Origin of the sequence: Shewanella khirikhana, from assembly GCF_003957745.1 — a bacterium.
Taxonomy (GTDB): Bacteria; Pseudomonadota; Gammaproteobacteria; order Enterobacterales; family Shewanellaceae; genus Shewanella; species Shewanella khirikhana.
On sequence record NZ_CP020373.1, the window covers coordinates 1,300,003 to 1,318,944 of the forward strand.

Below are 18,942 nucleotides of genomic sequence, written 5' to 3' on the forward strand. Positions count from 1 at the left end.
GGCCTGTGCATCATTTGCCATGTTGCAACGGGCGTGAGCGAGCCGCCTTAAGGACAGGGTAAGCCAACTGAGGTATAGTGCTGGGTTTTGCTCAAGGCTTTGGATAAACACAATAATATGACTGCCAACACCCAGGCTGCTCCGGTAGCCAAAACCGCCATGCCGATGCCAGATACCCTGGTGATCATCTTCTTTGTGGCGCTGCTTGCGGCGGCGCTGACTTACCTGGTGCCTGCGGGCTCTTTTGATACTCAAACCGTGACCTTTGTGCAGGACGGGGTAGAGAAGAGCCGCGATGTGGTTGACCCGGACTCCTTCCTTTATGCCGTTGATGAACAGGGTGAACCCCTGCTTAAGCCGGTGCCGGCGTTCGACCCGGCTGGCAAGGGCTTTTTCAACTACATGTTCGAAGGACTGGTATCCGGTGATAAATGGGGCAGCGCCGTCGGCGTTATCATGTTTATGCTGGTGATTGGCGGCTCCTTCGGGGTGGTAATGGCCACCGGCACCATAGATAACGGCATCTTGCGGCTTATTCACCACACCCAAGGGCGGGAGTTTTTGTTTATTCCTGTGCTCTTTAGCCTGTTTTCCCTCGGCGGCGCCGTGTTTGGTATGGGGGAAGAGGCCATTGCCTTTGCCATTATCATCTGCCCGCTGATGATCCGCCTCGGTTACGATGGCATCACCACCGTGATGGTGACCTACGTGGCCACCCAGGTGGGCTTTGGCGCCAGTTGGATGAACCCCTTCAGTGTGGCCATTGCCCAGGGCATTGCCGGTATTCCAGTGCTGTCGGGTTCTGCGGTGCGGGTACCCATGTGGATAGGCTTCACTCTGCTTGGTATCGCCTTTACCATGCTCTACGCCCGCAAAATCAAGAAAAACCCCGCGCTTTCTTATAGTTTTGCTACAGATGCGGCCTTTCGCGATGGTGACAGCAACGAGTCAGAGCACCAAAGCCGCTTTAATCTTGGCGATATATTGGTGCTTGCGGCTATTACCGCCACCATGGGCTGGGTGATTTGGGGCGTAGTGGTTAAGCACTGGTTTATTCCGGAGATTGCCAGCCAGTTCTTTACCATGGGCCTGGTTGTAGGCGTTATTGGTGTGCTGTTTAAGCTAAATGGCCTCACGCTGAACGGCATGGCAAAGGCTTTTAAAGAAGGGGCTGCCACCATGCTGGAGCCTTGCCTCCTGGTTGGCAGCGCCGCGGGCATCTTGATTTTACTCGGTAAAGGTGGCCCGACAGAGCCATCGGTGCTTAACAGTGTGCTTGCCGCCGCCGGCGGTTTTATTGGCCATTTGCCCGATGCCCTATCTGCCTGGTTTATGCTGCTGTTCCAGTCAGTGTTTAACTTCTTTGTGACCTCTGGCTCAGGTCAGGCGGCCCTGACCATGCCATTGATGGCACCGCTTGCGGATATTGTCGGTGTCAGCCGTCAGGTGGCAGTACTGGCGTTTCAGCTTGGTGATGGCTTTACCAACATTTTGGTGCCGACGTCTGCGTCTTTAATGGCGACACTGGGTGTGTGCCGGGTGGAATTCAGCGCCTGGGTGCGTTTTATCTGGCGTTTTATGTTGATGCTGCTGTTAGCCGCCAGCGCCATGGTGATTGGGGCCCATTATTTGGGTTTCAGTTGATTAAACTGAGTTTCTTCAGGTAATAAAAAAGGCACCCAAGGGTGCCTTTTTTTATTGAAGTCTATTAGAACTTCACTTCACCTTCCAGGAACCACTCACGACCACGTGCGTTGTACACGGAGCGTGGGTAGTGTGGCCAAGAGGTATCAGTTGGGTCGAAGTTAGGACCTACATTGAACAGGTTAACAACACCGGCTTTTACTTTGATGCCGTCGGTGATGTTATAACCGGTAGTCAGGTTCCACTTGGTCTGAGACGCAACTTCATAGTCGCTTTCGTTGAAAGCTTCGCCGCTGTCCAGAGCAGACTTCTTGAATGACTTGTAAGAAGAACCGTGCATGCGTGCAGTGTGGTACGCGCCCAGGGTAGCTTCGAAGTCATCGAGGAACCAGCTCAGTACCAGATTGGCACGGTACTGTGGCAGGCCGCCATCTTCCAGATCGTCATCTACATCAGCAGTTGGATCGGTCTGGCCTTCTGAGGTCAGCAGGTAAGAACCGTTGAAGTTCAGTTTCAATTCGCCGAACTCATTGATATCCCAACCATAACCTGCAGTCACATCAATACCACGAACTTTCTGGTAAGCCAGGTTCTGTGCTACGGCGTTGATATGGGTAATGGTACCGGTGTCGTCACGGGTGATCATGCTGGCATAGGTATCGTATTCGCGGGCAGCTTTGCTGGCGCTGATATCGCTTACCATGTCATCCAGTTTCCATTCCCAAACGTCGATAGAGGCGTTCAGGTTTTCACCACCCCAAACTGCACCGATGTTGGCAGTGTAGCCTTCTTCCGCTTTCAGCTCTTTGTTAGCGCCGGTAGTGGAATCGATGTGCAGTTCGTTACAAACGGTGTTGGTTGTGGCATCGGGGTGAGTCTTGCCTGGGGCGCCACCCAGTTCCTGACACTTCTTGAAGTCGATTACAGTGGCGAAGCCCTTGGTTGCGTCACCGTATACACGGTGCATGTCTGGGGCACGGAACACTTTACCGATGGTACCACGTACCAGCAGCTCGTCCATTGGACGGTATTCAACAGCAATCTGTGGAGTCAGGTTACCGCCGAAGTCGGAGTAGTGGTCATAACGTACTGCGGCATCAACAACCAATTCTTCCAGAACTGGCAGACGCATTTCCAGGTAAGTTGCCCAGTAAGAGCGCTCACCGGCACCTGATGAACCACCGCGGCTCAGGATGTTGCCTTTCTTGGACTCTGAGTCGGTGTTGGTTTCGTAATCTTGCTTGGTGTATTCGGCACCGAAAGCGAAATCAGCGTCACCGGCTGGCAGTTCAAACGCAGTGCCTGAAATGTTGGCCTGAACGTTCTTTTGAGTTGACTGAGCGCGCTCAAATGGTGAGTAAGCGGCGTTAGCTACTTCTTCAGCAGTCATAGGCTTGAGCATGGAAACGCCATTCTCGCCTTGAGACAGGTAGCTGAACATGCTGCCTACACTGGCGAAACCAGAACTGTAAATATCCAGTTCAGTGCGGCCATAGTTTACAGACGCATCCCAGTTGTAGCTGTCTGCAATCACACCTTCCAAACCAGCGGTAAAGAAGAAGTTCTGAGTATTGGTTTCACCGGCACGGTTACCAAACTCATGCATACGGCGAACATAGTAGTACTCACCATCAGCGGCATTGGCGAAATCACCACCCAGACCAGTGCTCTTGTTGAAGGTCTTGGTCAGAGATGGGTCAAGGTCTACGCCCAGAGTGATCTTGTCACCGGCTACATTGACGGTGTAGTTGTCCACGGCCATTGGCTCGATGCGGGTAGTAGACTGTGCTTTGGCATAGTCCATACGACCAACAAAGCTCAGGTCATCAGACAGCTCATAGGTGAAGTTGGTTGAGCTGATGAAGCGGCTGCTTTCTGGAGCCAGATCGCGCCATGCTGAACGGTCAAAGCCACACAGATTCTTTTCAGGGATCCACAGGTAGCCTTCGGCAATACAGCGATCCATTGGAATGCTGCCAGCAACAGTGTTGCCTTTAGGGCCGCCAGCGATACGGGCACCGTAAGAGCTGTAAGCAGAGAATTCACTGTAAGGTACTTTGTCAGTGTGCAGACCGAACACTTCACGGTCTGAAGCTCTCATGCGCTCATTATCGGTAAATTCGATAAAGGTAGAAACGTTACCACGGTCAGAAGAGGCACCCAGAGACAGAGCGATACGATCAGAAGCGCCACCGCCTTCAGTAGTGTCACCATGACGGTACTTGAGGGCAACGCCTTCAAAATCGTCTTTCAGAATGATGTTAACTACACCACCAACGGCATCAGCACCGTAAACGGCAGATGCGCCAGATTGCAGCACTTCGATACGGGCTACCGCTTCCATTGGCAGGTTGGCAGTGTCAACGAAGTTGTCAGTACCGCCGGCTGGCTTTGGATACTGGTTCAGACGCTTACCGTTGATCAGCGTCAGAGTGCGACTGGCACCGGCGCCACGCAGGCTGATTGAAGACGCGGCTGGAGTAAAGCCGTGCACAGACTGAGTAGTCATTGCACCGGTCGTTGAAGTCAAGCTTTCCAGCGCATCCTGAATAGTGGTAAAGCCTTGCTTGGCCATTTCTTCAGAGCTAAGAACTGTAACAGGCGTTGCAGATTCCATATCGGTACGCTTGATGCGCGAACCTGTTACTTCGATACGCTCTACCTTGGCACCGTCTACGGCTTCTTCGGCGAAAGCTGGGATGCTGGTAGCAGCTGCAGCAGCGGCACCACCGATCAGCGCAAAGCGGATAGCTTTGGCCAATGAATTATTAGCAAGCATGAATTTCTCCCTGACACTTAATATTGTGTTTTGCTTTTTATATAGAACGAAGTTCGGATACAAATAAAAACAAAGGTAACCAAAAATCGTCTGGCCGGAGATATAACCACATCGATTTAACAGGCGCAACAGCCGCTCTCGTGTGGCTTTTTGTTGCTCAATTTTGGTTTGGCTCGAGGTTTTGGAAACACAATTTAAACAATTATGGCTGGGTGTGTTTTGTTGTGTCGTGATATGTAAACAACATGGCGGCAGTGTGGGTTTTTATTGTTTTATGATGTTGTGCAATATTTGCTTTATGGTTTTTTTACTGTTTTCTTTTTCTGGTGATTACTCATAGTGCTTAACAATATTTGACTAAAAAAAAGTGCGCCTGTCTTAAAATCAAACAGTCTTGGGATGATTTTTGAGTGTATTTGAAATTGAATGCGGTTTAATTTGTGAGCTGTATTCAGGAATAATTAATTTATTGAGTTTTGTTAACAATCTTTAGCTGGGGATTAAATGAGCAATTGTTAACATGTCTGATGTAGATACAGGCTTCAGAATGAAGCCTGATAGTAAGCGGGTTACCCTACATTAGGCCCTTATTACTCACGATTTTGAGATAAAAAAACGGCACCCTAGGGTGCCGTTTTGCTACTTGGATGGGATCAGTTACATCTTAAAGCTAACTGTAGTGTGGAAGAAACGTCCGACGTTGTCGTAAGCGGCAGAACCGGAACCTGTACCGGTTGAGCCATAAGGCAAATCGGCATCCAGTACGTTATCCACGCCAAACTTCAGCGTCACACCTGATTCAAACTCATAAGCAACAGAAACGTCACTGATGTAGTACTCACCATAGGTCAATACGTTGTTTGGGTTGGCGTTCAGAGCCAGCTCCTGATCAGTGTAGAGGCTTACTCCAGACAGGTAACGGGTACGCCACAGTGCGCTCCAGTTTTCCAGGCTGTAGTTAAGGGTCAGGTTAGCCTGCCAGTCAGAATAACCGGTTGTGCCCGCAAACTGTTCGAAGGTGTCTGGCTCATCTTGGAAAGAGAAGTCTTTACGGTTCAACAGCTTGGTTGCCACTACCGAGGTGCGGAAATCACCGCCGAATGCATCAAAGTTGTAGCCGATATCAAAGTCGATACCGTTGGCTTCCAGTGAAGCTACGTTCAGAGCGTATTGCTTGATCAGGGTAATTTCGTGGCTACCTGAATCACGGGTGATCAGTGAGCAATACTCGTTATTGATACCGGTTGGTGAATCGACACAGCGATTGATGATGTCCTGAGCACCAACAGCAGAGATGGCATCGTCAATTTTGATATCCCAGTAGTCTACGCTGATAGACAGACCATCAACATAGGTTGGCTGGTAGATCACACCAACAGTGTAACTGGTGGACTCTTCCGCTTTCAGCTCACGGTTACCACCGCTCAGGCCTTCCAGAGTCTTGGAGTCGTAATCTGAGTCAAAGCTGGTTGGAATGCCCAGGGCGGCACAGTTTTGGCGACGCAGAGTGGAGTCCTGCAATTGATCCAGCTCAGATGATTTACAAACATCATCAACGCTGAAGAAGGTTTGGCTTTCGGCGCCATACAGCTCAGAGATGTTAGGTGCACGGATGGCTTCGGCATAGGTGGAGCGCACACGCAGATCATCCATTACTTCCCAGCTGATACCTGCTTTCCAGGTTGTGGCATTGCCGATGGTGCTGTAATCAGCAAAACGGATGGCCAGATCCAGGTCGAGCTGACGGATCAGAGGCAGATCGGTCAATAGTGGCAGCGTCATTTCGGCGAAAACTTCTTTTACATCGAAATCACCCTTGTCTTCGCCCAGTACGTTAAAGAAGGTACCTTCAGCGTTGTCTGGTTCAAAGATTTCACTTTGTTCTTTACGATATTCGATACCGGTAGAGAAGCCCACGGCGCCAGCTGGCAGATCGAACAGTGCGCTGTTGGTTAAGCTTCCACCCAGTACGGTCTGCTTGATGACAGAGCTACCAACTGAGGTTGTGTTGATGTAATCAATCGCTTCCTGGCTAGGTTTACCGAAGCCAAATATGTCTACCGGTACACAGCCTGCTGCACGTGCTTTTTCGTCACGGCAAACGGCCTTGCCATCAACCAGGATGGAGTCCAGTGCATTTTGATAGTTGGCGTATACAAGGTTGTTTTTGTTAATACGCTCAAGATCGGTCTGACCATATACCGCGAAAACTTCGTAGTCCCAGTCTTCGCCGAGCAAACCTTCAAGGCCCAAAACATAACGCTGAGTCTCGCGAGTATCATCTTCGATACGTACACCCAGATCGGTCATGAATCGACGGATATTCAGCGAAGTCTTGCCATTGTCCTGCATCAACTGGCGCAATTCGTCAGTCATGAAAGCGTTGTCAATGGATACTGTATTTACAGGATTGCCAAAGAAAAACGCTGGCTGACCTTCGTCGGTAGACTGGCTGTTAACATACTTGGCTTCAAAATACAGGTTCAGATCGTCGTTGAACTCATAATTTGTTTTGAAGTTGACGTTGTAGCGTTTGAATTCAGGTTGCAATTCTACAAACTGGTTCAGGTTGGTAATGTCACAGTCTGCACAGCGGATACCATCGATGTTGGTGCCGCGATACACATCGCGCAAAGAACCATCCGGATTGAAAGTCTTCCAACCGTCTAGCAGGAAAGTACCCGCGTTGCTGATGGTGTAGTGACCGGCATTAGGGGTCAGGATTTTATCAGGATTGGATGGGTCGTTATCGTCAATTGGCTTGCCATTGGCATCCAAGGGGCGATCTTTATTTGCCATGGATGAATACGAGGTGCGAGTTTCATCACGATCATAGGCAGTCAATTGGCTTTGAGCACTGTATTCTACTGCAAAAGCAACATTACCGCGGCCTTCGGCGTAATCAGTACCGTACGACACAGAGAAGCGGTCTTTCTGATGATCGCTGTCGCTGGCAACGCCCAGGGTGGCGGATACATCCAGTCCCTGAATATCTTTTTTCAGAATAAAGTTCACTACGCCGGTTACAGCGTCGGCACCATAGATAGCTGATGCGCCACCGGTGATAACTTCTACCTTATCTACCCAAACGCTTGGGATGGTATTCACGTCAACGGAAGATGTACCGGCTGAGCTGGAAACATGGCGTTTGCCGTTAACCAGAACCAGAGTACGAGCAGTACCCATTTTCCGCAGGTCCAGCAAGTTCAGGCCTGATGTACCGATAAAACGACCAGAGTTTGCCAGTGAGTAGGTATTACCCAGAGCAGGCAATTGGTTCAGTGCCTCACCAATGTTCGTTGCACCTGTGGCAAGCAATTCTTCACCGGTAACTATGGTTACTGGGGTAGGCGCCACCGCACCTTCACGAACGATGCGAGAGCCGGTAACAGAAATACGTTCAACTTTGGCAGCATCCACAGCTTCCTCTGCAAGTGCTGGCACACTGGTGATTACAGCGGATGCTGCACCGCCAATCAGCGCAAAGCGAATAGCTTTGGCCAATGAATTATTAACAAGCATGATTTTCTCCCTGACACTTAAAATCTGTTATTTGATTTTATGGAGCGAAGAGTTGTCTCAAAGTTAGCGCTTTGGTGACAAAATATCGCTCCTGCGTCGGATGTAATCACATTGAATTAACAGGTGCAACATTGGGAAAGGCGGTTGGCAAAATGCCAATGTTAACGATTGTGAAACATGGTTTGTCGTAACAATTAACGTTTGGTGGTAATTGTTGGTTAGTCTCACCCTTTTGCTGCTTGCTGAAGCCGTAAAGGTAAAATTAATGTTATTTTAAGGTTTCAAAATCATCGTGATGTTAACATTTTGGCGTGCTTGATATGAGCGGGGATGTCAAATATTTAACAATTGAGTGTTGTGTTTTTTTATTTTTTTGTCGATTAATGAAACAAAATGTTTCGTGGCGGCCTTTTATACGGTCTGTCATCCTGTTAAATTGGCATGATGTCCATTGATTTGAATCTTTTGTTTTATCTTGTGTAACCTTTTTGATTAAAAATAATAACAAGTCAGCTGTCGCAAACATGCTGACTTGTTAAATAATTCCTTATTGATGTGCGGCTTTGGCGCCCTGTGGGAAGTAGTGTGCCAGGTATTTGAAACTGACAAAGCTGACGACTGCAACCGCTACGGCAAGTTCGGTGACGGCGAGATGATGCACTGCGGTTACCAAAGTGCCTGGGGCCTCCATCTGAGCCAGCCAGTGGCAGGTTTTAAAGAGGGCGGTTGCGCCAATGACCATGGGAAAGGTAAAGGCTGCGAACCCTGGGCTGAATGGCAGCCTCAGAAGGTGGAAGAAGGCCAGGTAGATGATGCTGGTCATCAGAATGGCCACCGTGAGCAGCAAAGCGACGATAACGACTGAGGGCGTTGGGATAAGGCTCAGGTAGCCGGCCAGTGACAGGCTGGCAGGCGCTGCCAAAATGGCCAGGGTAGGCTGGGCGGCTTCGGGCACTGCGGTGCGAAAGATAAGCCGGTACAGCATCAGTGGCAGCATAATGAGGTAGGCAATCATGCCAAACCACAGCAGGGTTTCCGCCAGCAGGCGTGGGCCATGGGGAGGAAAGGCTACCGCGGCAACGATAATGCCAATGGGGGGCACAAACCAGCTGGGCACCATGTGATCCAATGAGAAATTACGGTAGCGGTGGAAACAGAATGTCGCCAAAAAGCCCAGGTGCAGGCTCACAGCAACCAACCACAGGCTTTCGCCTGCGGCAGCAAAATAGTCGCCCAAACAGCGGGATACCACCATCAATGCCATGGCATAGGTGGGGATAACGCTGCCAAGTACCGGGTGCGAGAGCTCTTCTTTGAGCAGCTTTGGATGCAGCACAAATTTGGCAGTCAGTGGCAGCAGTAAGGCTGCGGCAATGATACTGCCCAGAAGCTGTAATTTTCCCCCCGCTGCTGGAAACACGTTTTCCAGGGTCCAGCCAAGACTGGCAATGGCCAGTGCCAGTCCGCCCATGGGGCTTGGCAGTTTGGCGGCTTGCTGATGCAGTCGGTGATGCAGTGGTTGGCGCAATCTGGCGTGGCGATGAGTCATAAGGGCACTCCTCTAATCTGATGTGCCCATTCTAAAAGCTTGCCTTTGATAATAATATCTTAATCATCTTACTCACTCGATAAGTATTTTTTACCGTTTACTGCAACATAACAGGCTGTGGCCCAGCCCTATGCCGTGCTGCTGCCAGTCGATGCTAAGCCCCGCTTTATCTATCAGTTCAATAAACACCTTTGAGTGATACATGCGACTGTTGCCATTGGCGATGGCGGTAAAGTAGAGGCTGGTGGCGTTGATGCAATAGGCTGACGCCGCGTTGGGCTGCTTGTCCCAAAAGGTTTCCAGAATACAGAGTTTGCTGCCTGCGCCCATGGCCTGTGCGGTGCGCTTGAGGATGGCCAGAATTTGCGCCTCGCTGAAGCAATCGAGAAACTGGCTCATCCAGTACATGTCTGCCGCCTCGACAAAAGCAGGGTCGGTTGCCAGCAAGTCGGTTTCCAGAAAATCTATCCGCCCCAGCAATCCGGCCTCGGCGCAGGCGTCATGGGCAAGACGAATTTGCTGCGGCAAGTCCATTATGGTGATCCTGATGTCGCTGTCATAGCCGCAGCAGGCCCGTGCCCATTTGCCGGTATTGCCGCCGATATCCACCAGATGAGCCGGTTTGTCGCCAAGCACCAAAGGGAGTAGGGCATCGAAGGCGTGGTCGGAATAAAAATGGTCGAAACTGAACCAGCTGTCTTTGGCGTCGGTTGGCAGCGAAGAGAGCGCCGGATAAAGGGTATCCCAATCACCAAATTGAGTGAGCCCCTCGGGTTTACCTGACAGCAGGGCCTGCTCGAGGGCAAACATGCCCTGATAGCAAATGTGGTGCATAAAGTTAAGGTTGGTGCGGGTCATCTCATCGTGCAGCAAAAAATGGCCGGTCTTGTCGAGCTGATACCGCTCACCCTCCTGCCACATCAGTCCCATGCTCATGCCCATATCCAGCAGTACCCCCAGGCCGTAATCACTGAGTGGCTTGCCTGTATTGGTAAGGGAAGCGTGCAGGGATTGGCGGCTTGCGCCTTGAGCATTGTCGATGGCGGATAATATGCCGAATTCCAGCAGGCAGCGGGCGACCTGAAAACTGACCGGTGCGAAGGCAATTTTTTGCGCTTCGAACTTGGCATCGAAGGCGTGAATGGTTTTGGGAGAGCGATAAAAGTGCATGAGACGTCCCTGATAGTCAAAGCGCACCTTTTTATCAGGCTTGGTATTGCCGTCTTATGATCTGGGCCAATAACCGCCGCAGTAGTTGTAAAATTTGGCCAAAGCTTGGAAGCTGCGCACAAAAAAAGCGCCCGAAGGCGCTTTTTACCTGGCTTGCGAGTCTGCACTCAGCTTGTAGCTCGGTGCTAACTCAGGGCATAGCCGCCAGCCACATGGGCGATGGCACTGAACCCGAAGCGCTCCAGTGCTTTGGCGGCCACTGCTGAGCGGCTGCCACTGCGGCAAATCAGCACCAATGGGCGGCTGCGGGCGTCTGGTTCACGGGCCACAAAGCCTGCCAGCCTGGTCAGAGGCACGTTGATGCAGCGCTCTTCACGGTGAGACAGCTTATATTCATGGGGCTCACGGATATCCAGCACCAGGGCATTCGGATCTGCCTGCAGCAACGCATCCAGTGCACCGGCGCTGTATTCATGGATTTGCTTGCTGCCCTGGCAACTGCCGTAAGCGCCGCACATGATGGTCTCGCCCTGCTTGTCTTCCAGTGTGGCGTCCATGGCATCTTTTTGCGCCACAAAACTTGATTCATCCACGCGGTGTTGCAGCGCTGCAGCCAACAGCGGGCTTTGCTGTATTTCCACGGCAAAATTGGTGAAAAAGTCGTTGTGGTAATCGTGCGATGACAGCAGCAGAGTGTCGTCTCCCAGCAGCGCATACAGCGCCTTAAGGCTATGAAACAAGGCCCTGGATGACGACGAGGGGAAATTACTGCGACCAATACTGCCGGGCAGCACGGTATCACCCACGAAGGCAAACAGCACCTTGTCGGCGTCATCAATCAGGATCAGTGTCTGGCTGTCATCGGTGTGGCCTTGGCTTGGCAGGCGCAGCAGTTTGTTGCTGCCTACCGAAATACACTCAAAGCGCTCACCTTGCCACTGGCAGTCAGCGGTGACCTCGGGCCAGCCAAGCTGATTGCAGGCGCCGCTGAGGGACAGCCCGGCCACAATGTCATCGCGGTTGCTGTGATGATCGCCATGGCCATGGGTGTCGATAACCGCCACCACGGGCAACTCCTGGCAGCGGATAAGGTTCAGCAGCCGGTCTTTCAGCGCAGGCAATGGGTCAATTATCAGGGTCTCACGGCTTTGTGGGTCGGTGTAAATCCAGCAGCAGGCGCCATCGTCTTTCAGTTGCACCAGGCCGGAAAGCGGCTCGCGATCCACATCGCTGCGACGGGAGTCCAGTGACAGCAGGCAAGAATGGCGCAGCGAAGAGGCGGCCTCCACAATGCGCTCGCAGGCGGCATTGAGTTCAGCTTCAGTCATGGCAGGGCCAAAGGACATGCGGATGGCCGACTCGCTTTGCCAGCGCGGCAGACCCATGGCATCCAGCACAAAACTGCCGGTTACCTTGGAGCTACAGGCAGATCCCGAACTGACACGGATCCCTGCCGCATCAAACAAGTCCATGATTTCCTTGCTTGAAAATCCGGGAACAGCAAAGTTCAGCGTGGTGGGGACCGTATTGTCCAAACTGTGGTTGAGCACCACATCACCGAAGGCGCTCCTGAGCGCATCCAATAACCGCACCCGGTAATATTTGAGGGTGTCTTTATCGACAAATTGCTGCGCACCTTCGCCATTGAGCATATCGAGCACCACTTTGAGCGCGGCCATGGCGGGCAGGTTTTCAGTGCCTGAGCGCAGGCCACCTTCCTGGCCACCACCGGCTATAAAGGGCGTAAAGGGCGCGCCGTCACGGATGTAAAGCATGCCAATGCCTTTGGGGGCGTATAGCTTGTGGCCACTGAAAGGCGCGTAGTCGATGCTGGTGGCGGCGAGGTTTAACTGTAATTTGCCCAGTGCCTGCACACAGTCCACCATCCAGAATACCTGTGGATTGGCCTGGCGGATGCTTTGCTCCAGCGCCGGCATATCCTGGTAAACGCCGGTTTCGTTGTTCACCGCCATGGTGCAGATAAGCACAGCAGAAGGGGCCTTTTGGGCGATAAATTCAAGATCGAGCCGACCTTGTTGGTCGACAGGGATTGCCAGCACCTCGGCATTGAGGCCAAGTACCTTGTTCCAGTGTTTGAGGGACTCGGGCACGGCCTTGTGTTCGGTGGCGCCATACAAAATGCAGGCATTGTCGGCCACGCCTTTGTCGCGGCTGGCAACCAATGCCGACAAAATTGCGGTTTGAATACCTTCGGTGGCACCGCTGGTAAACACCAGCTTGCCGGCACCCGTACCCAAATGCCTGCGCGCCGCAGAGCGGGTTTGCTCCATCAATGCCTTGGCCTGGAGACCTGTGATATGACTGCTGGAAGGGTTGCCGTAGAGATGTTCCATGGCATCCATGGCGGCCTGGGCGGCGGCGGGCAATACCGGTGTAGTGGCATTGGCGTCCAGGTAAATGAGCTGCTGTGCCTGTTTCATACTGTTTTCAATGCTCGTGCTGTGATTTATATAATTATAAGTTATATGTAATTCTGTTGGATTATATTAGCAGTTTTCAAGGCAAGCTCAAGCGGGTGGCATAATTCAGCAGAAGCTGAGGTAAACCTCGCCTTTGTTGGCGTGAGATAGGGGCAAGCGGCATGAATACGGCAGTATCTTTGCCTAATTCATCGGCAAACAGCGATTTGGTGGGGTAGTCGCGGGTTTCCGCTTTGCTGACTTGGGGTTAGTATCCAGTAACCCAATGCAAGGAAGTCGACAGATGTTACAGCCACTACCCTATATCGGCCGCCAGGCCAGTCGCAGCGATGGCCAGGCCCGCAGGATTGCCATCCTGGAAGCGACACTCAAACTGATTGTTGATCAAGGGGTGAGGGGCGTCAGACACAGGGCCGTTGCCAATCTTGCCGGCGTGCCGCTGGCCTCAACCACTTATTACTTTGGCGATATCAAAGAGCTTATCCACGATGCGCTGACCTACCATGCCGAAAAAACCATGGTGGCTAATCTGGCGCTGGAGCAGCAAAGCTTTGCCGCTTTGAGTGGTTACAACGCCGAAAGTCTGGCCGAGCCCGCCAAGTTGCAGGCACTGAGGGATACTCTGGTAGGTTTTATCTGTGGCCACATCCGGATGCAGGTGGCTGACCGCAATGAGCGTATTCTTGAAATGGCGTTCCATGAGGAGGCGCTGCGTAACCCAGCGCTGGCCGAGGCCATAGTGCTGCTCGATGAAGCCATTTTAAGCCCGGTGATCCAGTTTTTTGCCCGTCTCAATGTGGCCAGTCCCGAAGTGCCCGCCGCGCAAATCATCGCCCTTATCCGGTTTTTGGAATATCGCTACAGCGTGCGCCAGGCATTTGATGACGCCGAGTGTGAACAAAGTGTGCGGGATTTACTCGAAAAACTGATCCACGCATAAGCACTCAGCGCCCGTAGAAAACACACAAGGATATGTGAAACGCACCCAACAAAAAGCCCGGCAATGCCGGGCTTTTTTAAGGAAGGTTATCAGCTTACTGTACGTTTTCCTGGTCGCCAAACTGGCCCTGGAACAGTACAGAAGACAGGTAACGCTCGGCTGCCGATGGCAGGATAACCACGATGTTCTTGCCTTCAAACTCAGGCAGGGCAGCGATACGGTTAGCAGCAACCACGGCGGCACCGGAAGAAATACCCACCAGAATGCCTTCTTCTTTCATCAGGCGATGGGCCATTTCGATGGCGTCGTCGTTGGAAACGGTTTCAACGCGGTCAATCAGCTCAAGATCCAGGTTGCCCGGGATAAAACCGGCACCGATACCCTGAATTTTGTGCGGACCTGGCTGCACTGGCTGACCGGCCAGAGTCTGGCTGATCACAGGTGAGTCAGATGGCTCAACCGCTACAGACACAATCGCCTTGCCCTGTACGTTTTTGATGTAACGGCTGGTACCTGTGATGGTACCACCTGTGCCAACACCGGCTACCAGTACGTCCACTTCACCGTCGGTATCATTCCAGATCTCTGGACCTGTGGTCTTTTCGTGGATTTCCGGGTTGGCTGGGTTGTCAAACTGCTGCAGCAGAATGTACTTGTCCGGTGCAGATTGACTGATTTCTTCGGCCTTTTCGATGGCACCTTTCATGCCCTTGGCGCCTTCGGTGAGCACCAGGTTAGCACCCAGGGCCTTGAGCAGCTTACGGCGCTCCAGGCTCATGGTGTTTGGCATGGTCAGGGTCAGCTTGTAACCGCGGGCAGCAGCTACGTAAGCCAGGGCGATACCTGTGTTGCCTGAAGTCGGCTCAATCAGTTCTTTGTCCTTGGTCAGCACGCCACGCTTTTCGGCATCCCAGATCATGTTCGCACCAATACGGCACTTAACGGAGAAACTGGGGTTACGGGCTTCAACCTTGGCCAGTACCTTGCCGTTGCTGACACGGTTCAAGCGAACCAGCGGGGTATTGCCGATAGTGTACGAATTGTCTTCAAAGATTTTGCTCATGGAATGCAGCTCCTGTGACTTTATCGCATTAAAGCATAATCGCTGTGGCATTATTTAGAAGTGATTGTTTGTTCTTCGTTATTCCTTTTGGCTATTAAAGCGCATCCTGTTATTCATAATGCCTGATTGGTTGTTTTCCGGATTGTGATAACCTCAAGCCAATAATAACAAGGCTGGTTCCTTTTATTCACAGCCGCCGGACACAAGCATGACAGAACCCAGTGTAGCCAATTCGGGGATCCTGGCGGCAGGCAAGGATCCACGTACCATTATTACTCCCCATGCCTTCAGCGTGGCTGAAGGACTGCTATATACCCCGCTGGCATCGCCACTGAAGCGGGGTATTGCCATTTGCATCGATGGTTTGCTGATTTCCGTGCTGGCTGAAGATGCTGGGGTGGTGTTTGTTGCCCTGGTGCTGCTCACCTCTTACCTTGGCAAGCGCCTCGGTGGATTTGGCCGCTGGGCCAAAATTGCCCTCTACACCCTGATGACGGTGGTGATGATTTATGCCGTCTCAGACAACTTTACCACCACAGATGCTGACACAGACACTAAGGCGCCGGTTACCGTGCCCGAGGCTATCAGTGTTTTGCCCAAAGTGATTGCCCTGAGTCTGTGTGACGATGCCAGCTGCGCCCAGAGCAAGGCAAGTGAGCTGGCTGACAGTCTGGCGGCGTCCAATATCGCCCGTGAAGATGCCGAGGCGATGCTGTTTGCGCCGCTGGATGAGCTGGACATTCCTGACTTGGATAAAGCAGCGTTGAAAGCGCAGCTCACTGCTAAATTGCAGCAGCTGCCCGCCAAGGCTCAGGCAACAACCCAAGCGCCAGCCACCAAAGAGCCAGCCACCAAAGAATCAGGCAACCAAGCTCCCAGCATTCAAGCCCCTGTTAGCCAAGCTCCGGATAACCCAGCTCTTGAAGACCAGGCTCCTGATAACCGGGCGCCCGAAAGCCAGGCTTCTGATAATCAAAGCGTTGCAGTAAACAATTTACTCAATGATATTGCTGATAAGGACAAGGTTGCGTCAGCGCCTGTCACCCTACCTATTTCAGCAGCTGGGGATGACAGCGGCAGCAAATACAGCCTTATCGAGTGGGCCAAGGGCATTTTGAACGATCTGGGCCTGGGTTTTGGCTGGGCTGCGTTTTACTTCACCGTGTTTACCGCCTGGTTTGATGGCCAGACCCTGGGCAAGAAGCTGATGGGGATCAGGGTGATATCCCTCGATGGCTCCAAGCTTGGGCTTTGGGACGCTTTTGGTCGCTACGGCGGTTATGGCGCAGGTTTTGCCACAGGTCTGCTGGGTTTTATGCAGGTATTCTGGGACGCCAACCGTCAGGCGATTCAGGACAAAATTTCGGCCACAGTGGTCATCGATTTAACCAAGCCCAGGCTGTTGCCGGGGCAGGACATGATGCATAGCGGAGATGCTCGCCATGAATAACGCCATCGCCATTACCGGAACCGGCCTCTTTACTCCGCCCGAGGGGATAAGCAACGAGGCGCTGGTTGAGAGTTTCAACGCCTATGTCGACCTTCACAACCGTGAACATGAAGGTGAGATAGCCATAGGCCATGTGCAGCCGCTTGAGTACTCCTCCAGCGAGTTTATTGAAAAGGCCTCGGGTATCAAACACAGATACGTGATGGTCAAAGAGGGCATTCTTGACCCTGAAATCATGATGCCGCTTATTCCCGAGCGGCCTTCGGATGCGCTGTCGATGCAGGCCGAAATTGGCTTGCTTGCGGCTAAAGAAGCGCTGGCCAATGCCTCATTGCAGCCGCAGGATATCGATTTGGTGATTGTGGCCTGCGCTTACACCCAGCGCGCTTATCCCGCCGTTGCGATTGAGATCCAACAGGCCCTTGGCTGCAGAGGCTTTGGCTTTGATATGCAGGTTGCCTGCAGCTCGGCCACCTTTGGCCTTGCCAGTGCTGCTGGACTGATAGGCTCAGGCGCAGCGAGCAGGGCATTGGTGATTTGTCCCGAAATTTGCTCGGCCCAGGTGAATTACCGTGACCGCGACAGCCACTTTATTTTTGGTGACGTGGCCACTGCCATGGTGGTCGAGCCCCTCGTTGGCAGTCGTAGCCAGCAGGCATTTGAAATTCTCGGTCAGCGCTGCGTGACCGATTATTCCAACAATATCCGCAGCAACTTCGGTTTTCTCAATCGGTGCAGCCCGGGTACCGCCCATGCGCCCGACAAGCTGTTTCATCAGCAGGGGCGCAAGGTATTCAAAGAGCTGCTGCCGATGATTTACAGCCATTTGGACAGCCAGTTCGCTGATGCCGGACTGGAGCCTGCTGCCATGAAGCGTCTGTGGCTGCATCAGGCCAATATCAATATGAATCAATTTGTGGTGAAAAAGCTGCTTGGCGACACTCCCGGCGCGGACACAGCGCCCATTGTGCTCGATACCTACGCCAATACCGCCTCGGCCGGCTCTGTGATTGCCCTGCACAAACATCGGCAGGGGCTGAGTCCGGGCGATTTGGGGCTGCTGTGCTCCTTCGGCGCGGGGTATTCCATTGGCAGCTTTATCCTGAAAACGGTCTAAGGAGTTATAGACTTGCGAATTTTGTTGGTTGAAGACAGCAACATGGTGGCCAAGGTGCTCAAGCATATGCTTGCGCAGCAGCTCGACTGCACCGTGGATGTGGCGCCGGATCTGGCCGCAGCGCGGGATTTACTGGGGCAACGTGAGTATTTTGCGGCGATCACCGACCTGAATCTGCCCGACGCCCCCAATGGCGAGAGTGTGGAGCTGGTGCTTGGCAGTCAAACCCCCTGTATCGTGCTGACCGGCAGCCTGGATGCCAAACAGCGCCGCAGGCTGTTGCAGATGGGCATAGTGGATTATGTCTACAAGGAAAACCGCTTCAGCTACGAATACGTGGTCAAGCTGATAAGCACCCTTGATCGCAACCGCAAGACCAAGGTGCTGATTGCCGATGACTCTGGTCTTAGCCGGAAGTTTGTCCGTAACTTGCTGGAATTACATCTGTTTGAAGTGCTGGAGGCTGAAGATGGCGCTAAGGCGCTGGACGTGCTGCACCGGGTGCCCGGCATTCGTTTGCTGATTGCCGACTACAACATGCCTGGCATCGACGGCTTTGAGCTGATTTTGCGGGTGCGGGAAAAATACGCCCGTGAGGAAATGGCCATTATTGGGCTTTCGAACGACACCGACGAGACCCTCACCGCGCGCTTTATTAAAAACGGCGCCAACGACTTTTTGCAAAAGCCGTTCGTGCACGAAGAGTTCCACTGCCGGGTCAGCAATACGCTGGAATCGCTGGAGATGATCCGCAAGCTTTGGGAGCAGGCGAACCTCGACTACCTTACTGGTGTGTATAACCGCCGCTATTTCTTCGATAAATTCAGTCCGCAGCTGCCGGTGTTGTCCCAGCAGGGAGCCAGCTTCTCCATCGCGCTGATGGATATCGACTTCTTCAAGGACGTGAACGACACCCACGGCCACGACATAGGCGATGAGGTGCTTAAGTGCTTTGCCAAGCGGATGAGTGAGTCTCTTGGGCAGCACTTTACCCTGGCGCGTTTCGGCGGTGAAGAATTTGTGGTGGCCATGAAAGGCCTGGACAGTGGCAGGGCACAGGCGCTGATGGAAGGTTTCAGGTTAAAGCTTGAAGATACGCCATTCCAGTTCGGTGATTTGAGTCTGGCGCTGACCGTGAGTATCGGTGTGGCGGAACTGGTAGATGAGAGCCTTGGCAGCCTGATGAAACGGGCAGACATGGCGCTCTATGAAGCCAAAACCCATGGACGCAACCAAACCCGGGTTGCGTCCTGAGTTTTATAAAAAT

General features: G+C 52.5%; 11 protein-coding genes. 5 read left to right on the forward strand and 6 right to left on the reverse strand.

The features are described 5' to 3' along the window. Positions 1-117 precede the first annotated feature (117 nt). Entirely contained in the window at positions 118-1,644 is a 1,527-nt protein-coding gene (gene yfcC, locus STH12_RS05670) for a putative basic amino acid antiporter YfcC (RefSeq protein ID WP_126166657.1), read from the forward strand. A gap of 64 nt (positions 1,645-1,708) precedes the next feature. Here yfcC and STH12_RS05675 read toward each other — a convergent pair whose 3' ends face one another. The 5 genes from STH12_RS05675 to STH12_RS05695 form a co-directional block, all read right to left on the reverse strand. Next, positions 1,709-4,423, reverse strand: a complete 2,715-nt coding sequence (locus STH12_RS05675; RefSeq protein WP_126166658.1) for a TonB-dependent receptor — start codon at positions 4,421-4,423, stop codon at positions 1,709-1,711. 657 nt (positions 4,424-5,080) lie between these two features. After that, complete coding sequence (locus tag STH12_RS05680; RefSeq protein WP_126166659.1) at positions 5,081-7,945, reverse strand: TonB-dependent receptor domain-containing protein; 2,865 nt, start codon at positions 7,943-7,945, stop codon at positions 5,081-5,083. A 547-nt stretch (positions 7,946-8,492) separates the two neighbouring features. Next, entirely contained in the window at positions 8,493-9,494 is a 1,002-nt protein-coding gene (locus STH12_RS05685) for a TDT family transporter (RefSeq protein WP_126166660.1), read from the reverse strand. Between the two features lie 90 nt (positions 9,495-9,584). Further along, positions 9,585-10,664, reverse strand: a complete 1,080-nt coding sequence (locus STH12_RS05690) for a methyltransferase (protein ID WP_126166661.1) — start codon at positions 10,662-10,664, stop codon at positions 9,585-9,587. Positions 10,665-10,849: 185 nt separating this feature from the next. Further along, on the reverse strand, positions 10,850-13,105 hold the full coding sequence (locus STH12_RS05695; protein WP_126166662.1) for an aminotransferase class V-fold PLP-dependent enzyme: 2,256 nt from the start codon (positions 13,103-13,105) through the stop codon (positions 10,850-10,852). A gap of 283 nt (positions 13,106-13,388) precedes the next feature. On the opposite strand from STH12_RS05695, the gene STH12_RS05700 reads away from it, so the two are divergent. Further along, positions 13,389-14,045: a TetR/AcrR family transcriptional regulator gene (locus tag STH12_RS05700; protein ID WP_126166663.1), complete on the forward strand. Its 657-nt coding sequence runs from the start codon at positions 13,389-13,391 to the stop codon at positions 14,043-14,045. 94 nt (positions 14,046-14,139) lie between these two features. On the opposite strand, the gene cysK is transcribed toward STH12_RS05700, so the two are convergent. Continuing rightward, complete coding sequence (cysK, locus tag STH12_RS05705) at positions 14,140-15,108, reverse strand: cysteine synthase A (RefSeq protein WP_126166664.1); 969 nt, start codon at positions 15,106-15,108, stop codon at positions 14,140-14,142. A gap of 208 nt (positions 15,109-15,316) precedes the next feature. On the opposite strand from cysK, the gene STH12_RS05710 reads away from it, so the two are divergent. Genes STH12_RS05710 through STH12_RS05720 form a run of 3 tightly spaced genes read left to right on the forward strand, consistent with a single transcriptional unit; the run spans position 15,317 to position 18,929 of the window. Beyond that, entirely contained in the window at positions 15,317-16,558 is a 1,242-nt protein-coding gene (locus STH12_RS05710; RefSeq protein ID WP_126166665.1) for an RDD family protein, read from the forward strand. After that, complete coding sequence (locus STH12_RS05715; RefSeq protein WP_126166666.1) at positions 16,551-17,675, forward strand: beta-ketoacyl-ACP synthase III; 1,125 nt, start codon at positions 16,551-16,553, stop codon at positions 17,673-17,675. The genes STH12_RS05710 and STH12_RS05715 overlap by 8 nt, the downstream gene beginning before the upstream one ends. 12 nt (positions 17,676-17,687) lie before the next feature. Continuing rightward, positions 17,688-18,929, forward strand: a complete 1,242-nt coding sequence (locus tag STH12_RS05720; RefSeq protein ID WP_126166667.1) for a diguanylate cyclase — start codon at positions 17,688-17,690, stop codon at positions 18,927-18,929. Positions 18,930-18,942: the final 13 nt, after the last annotated feature.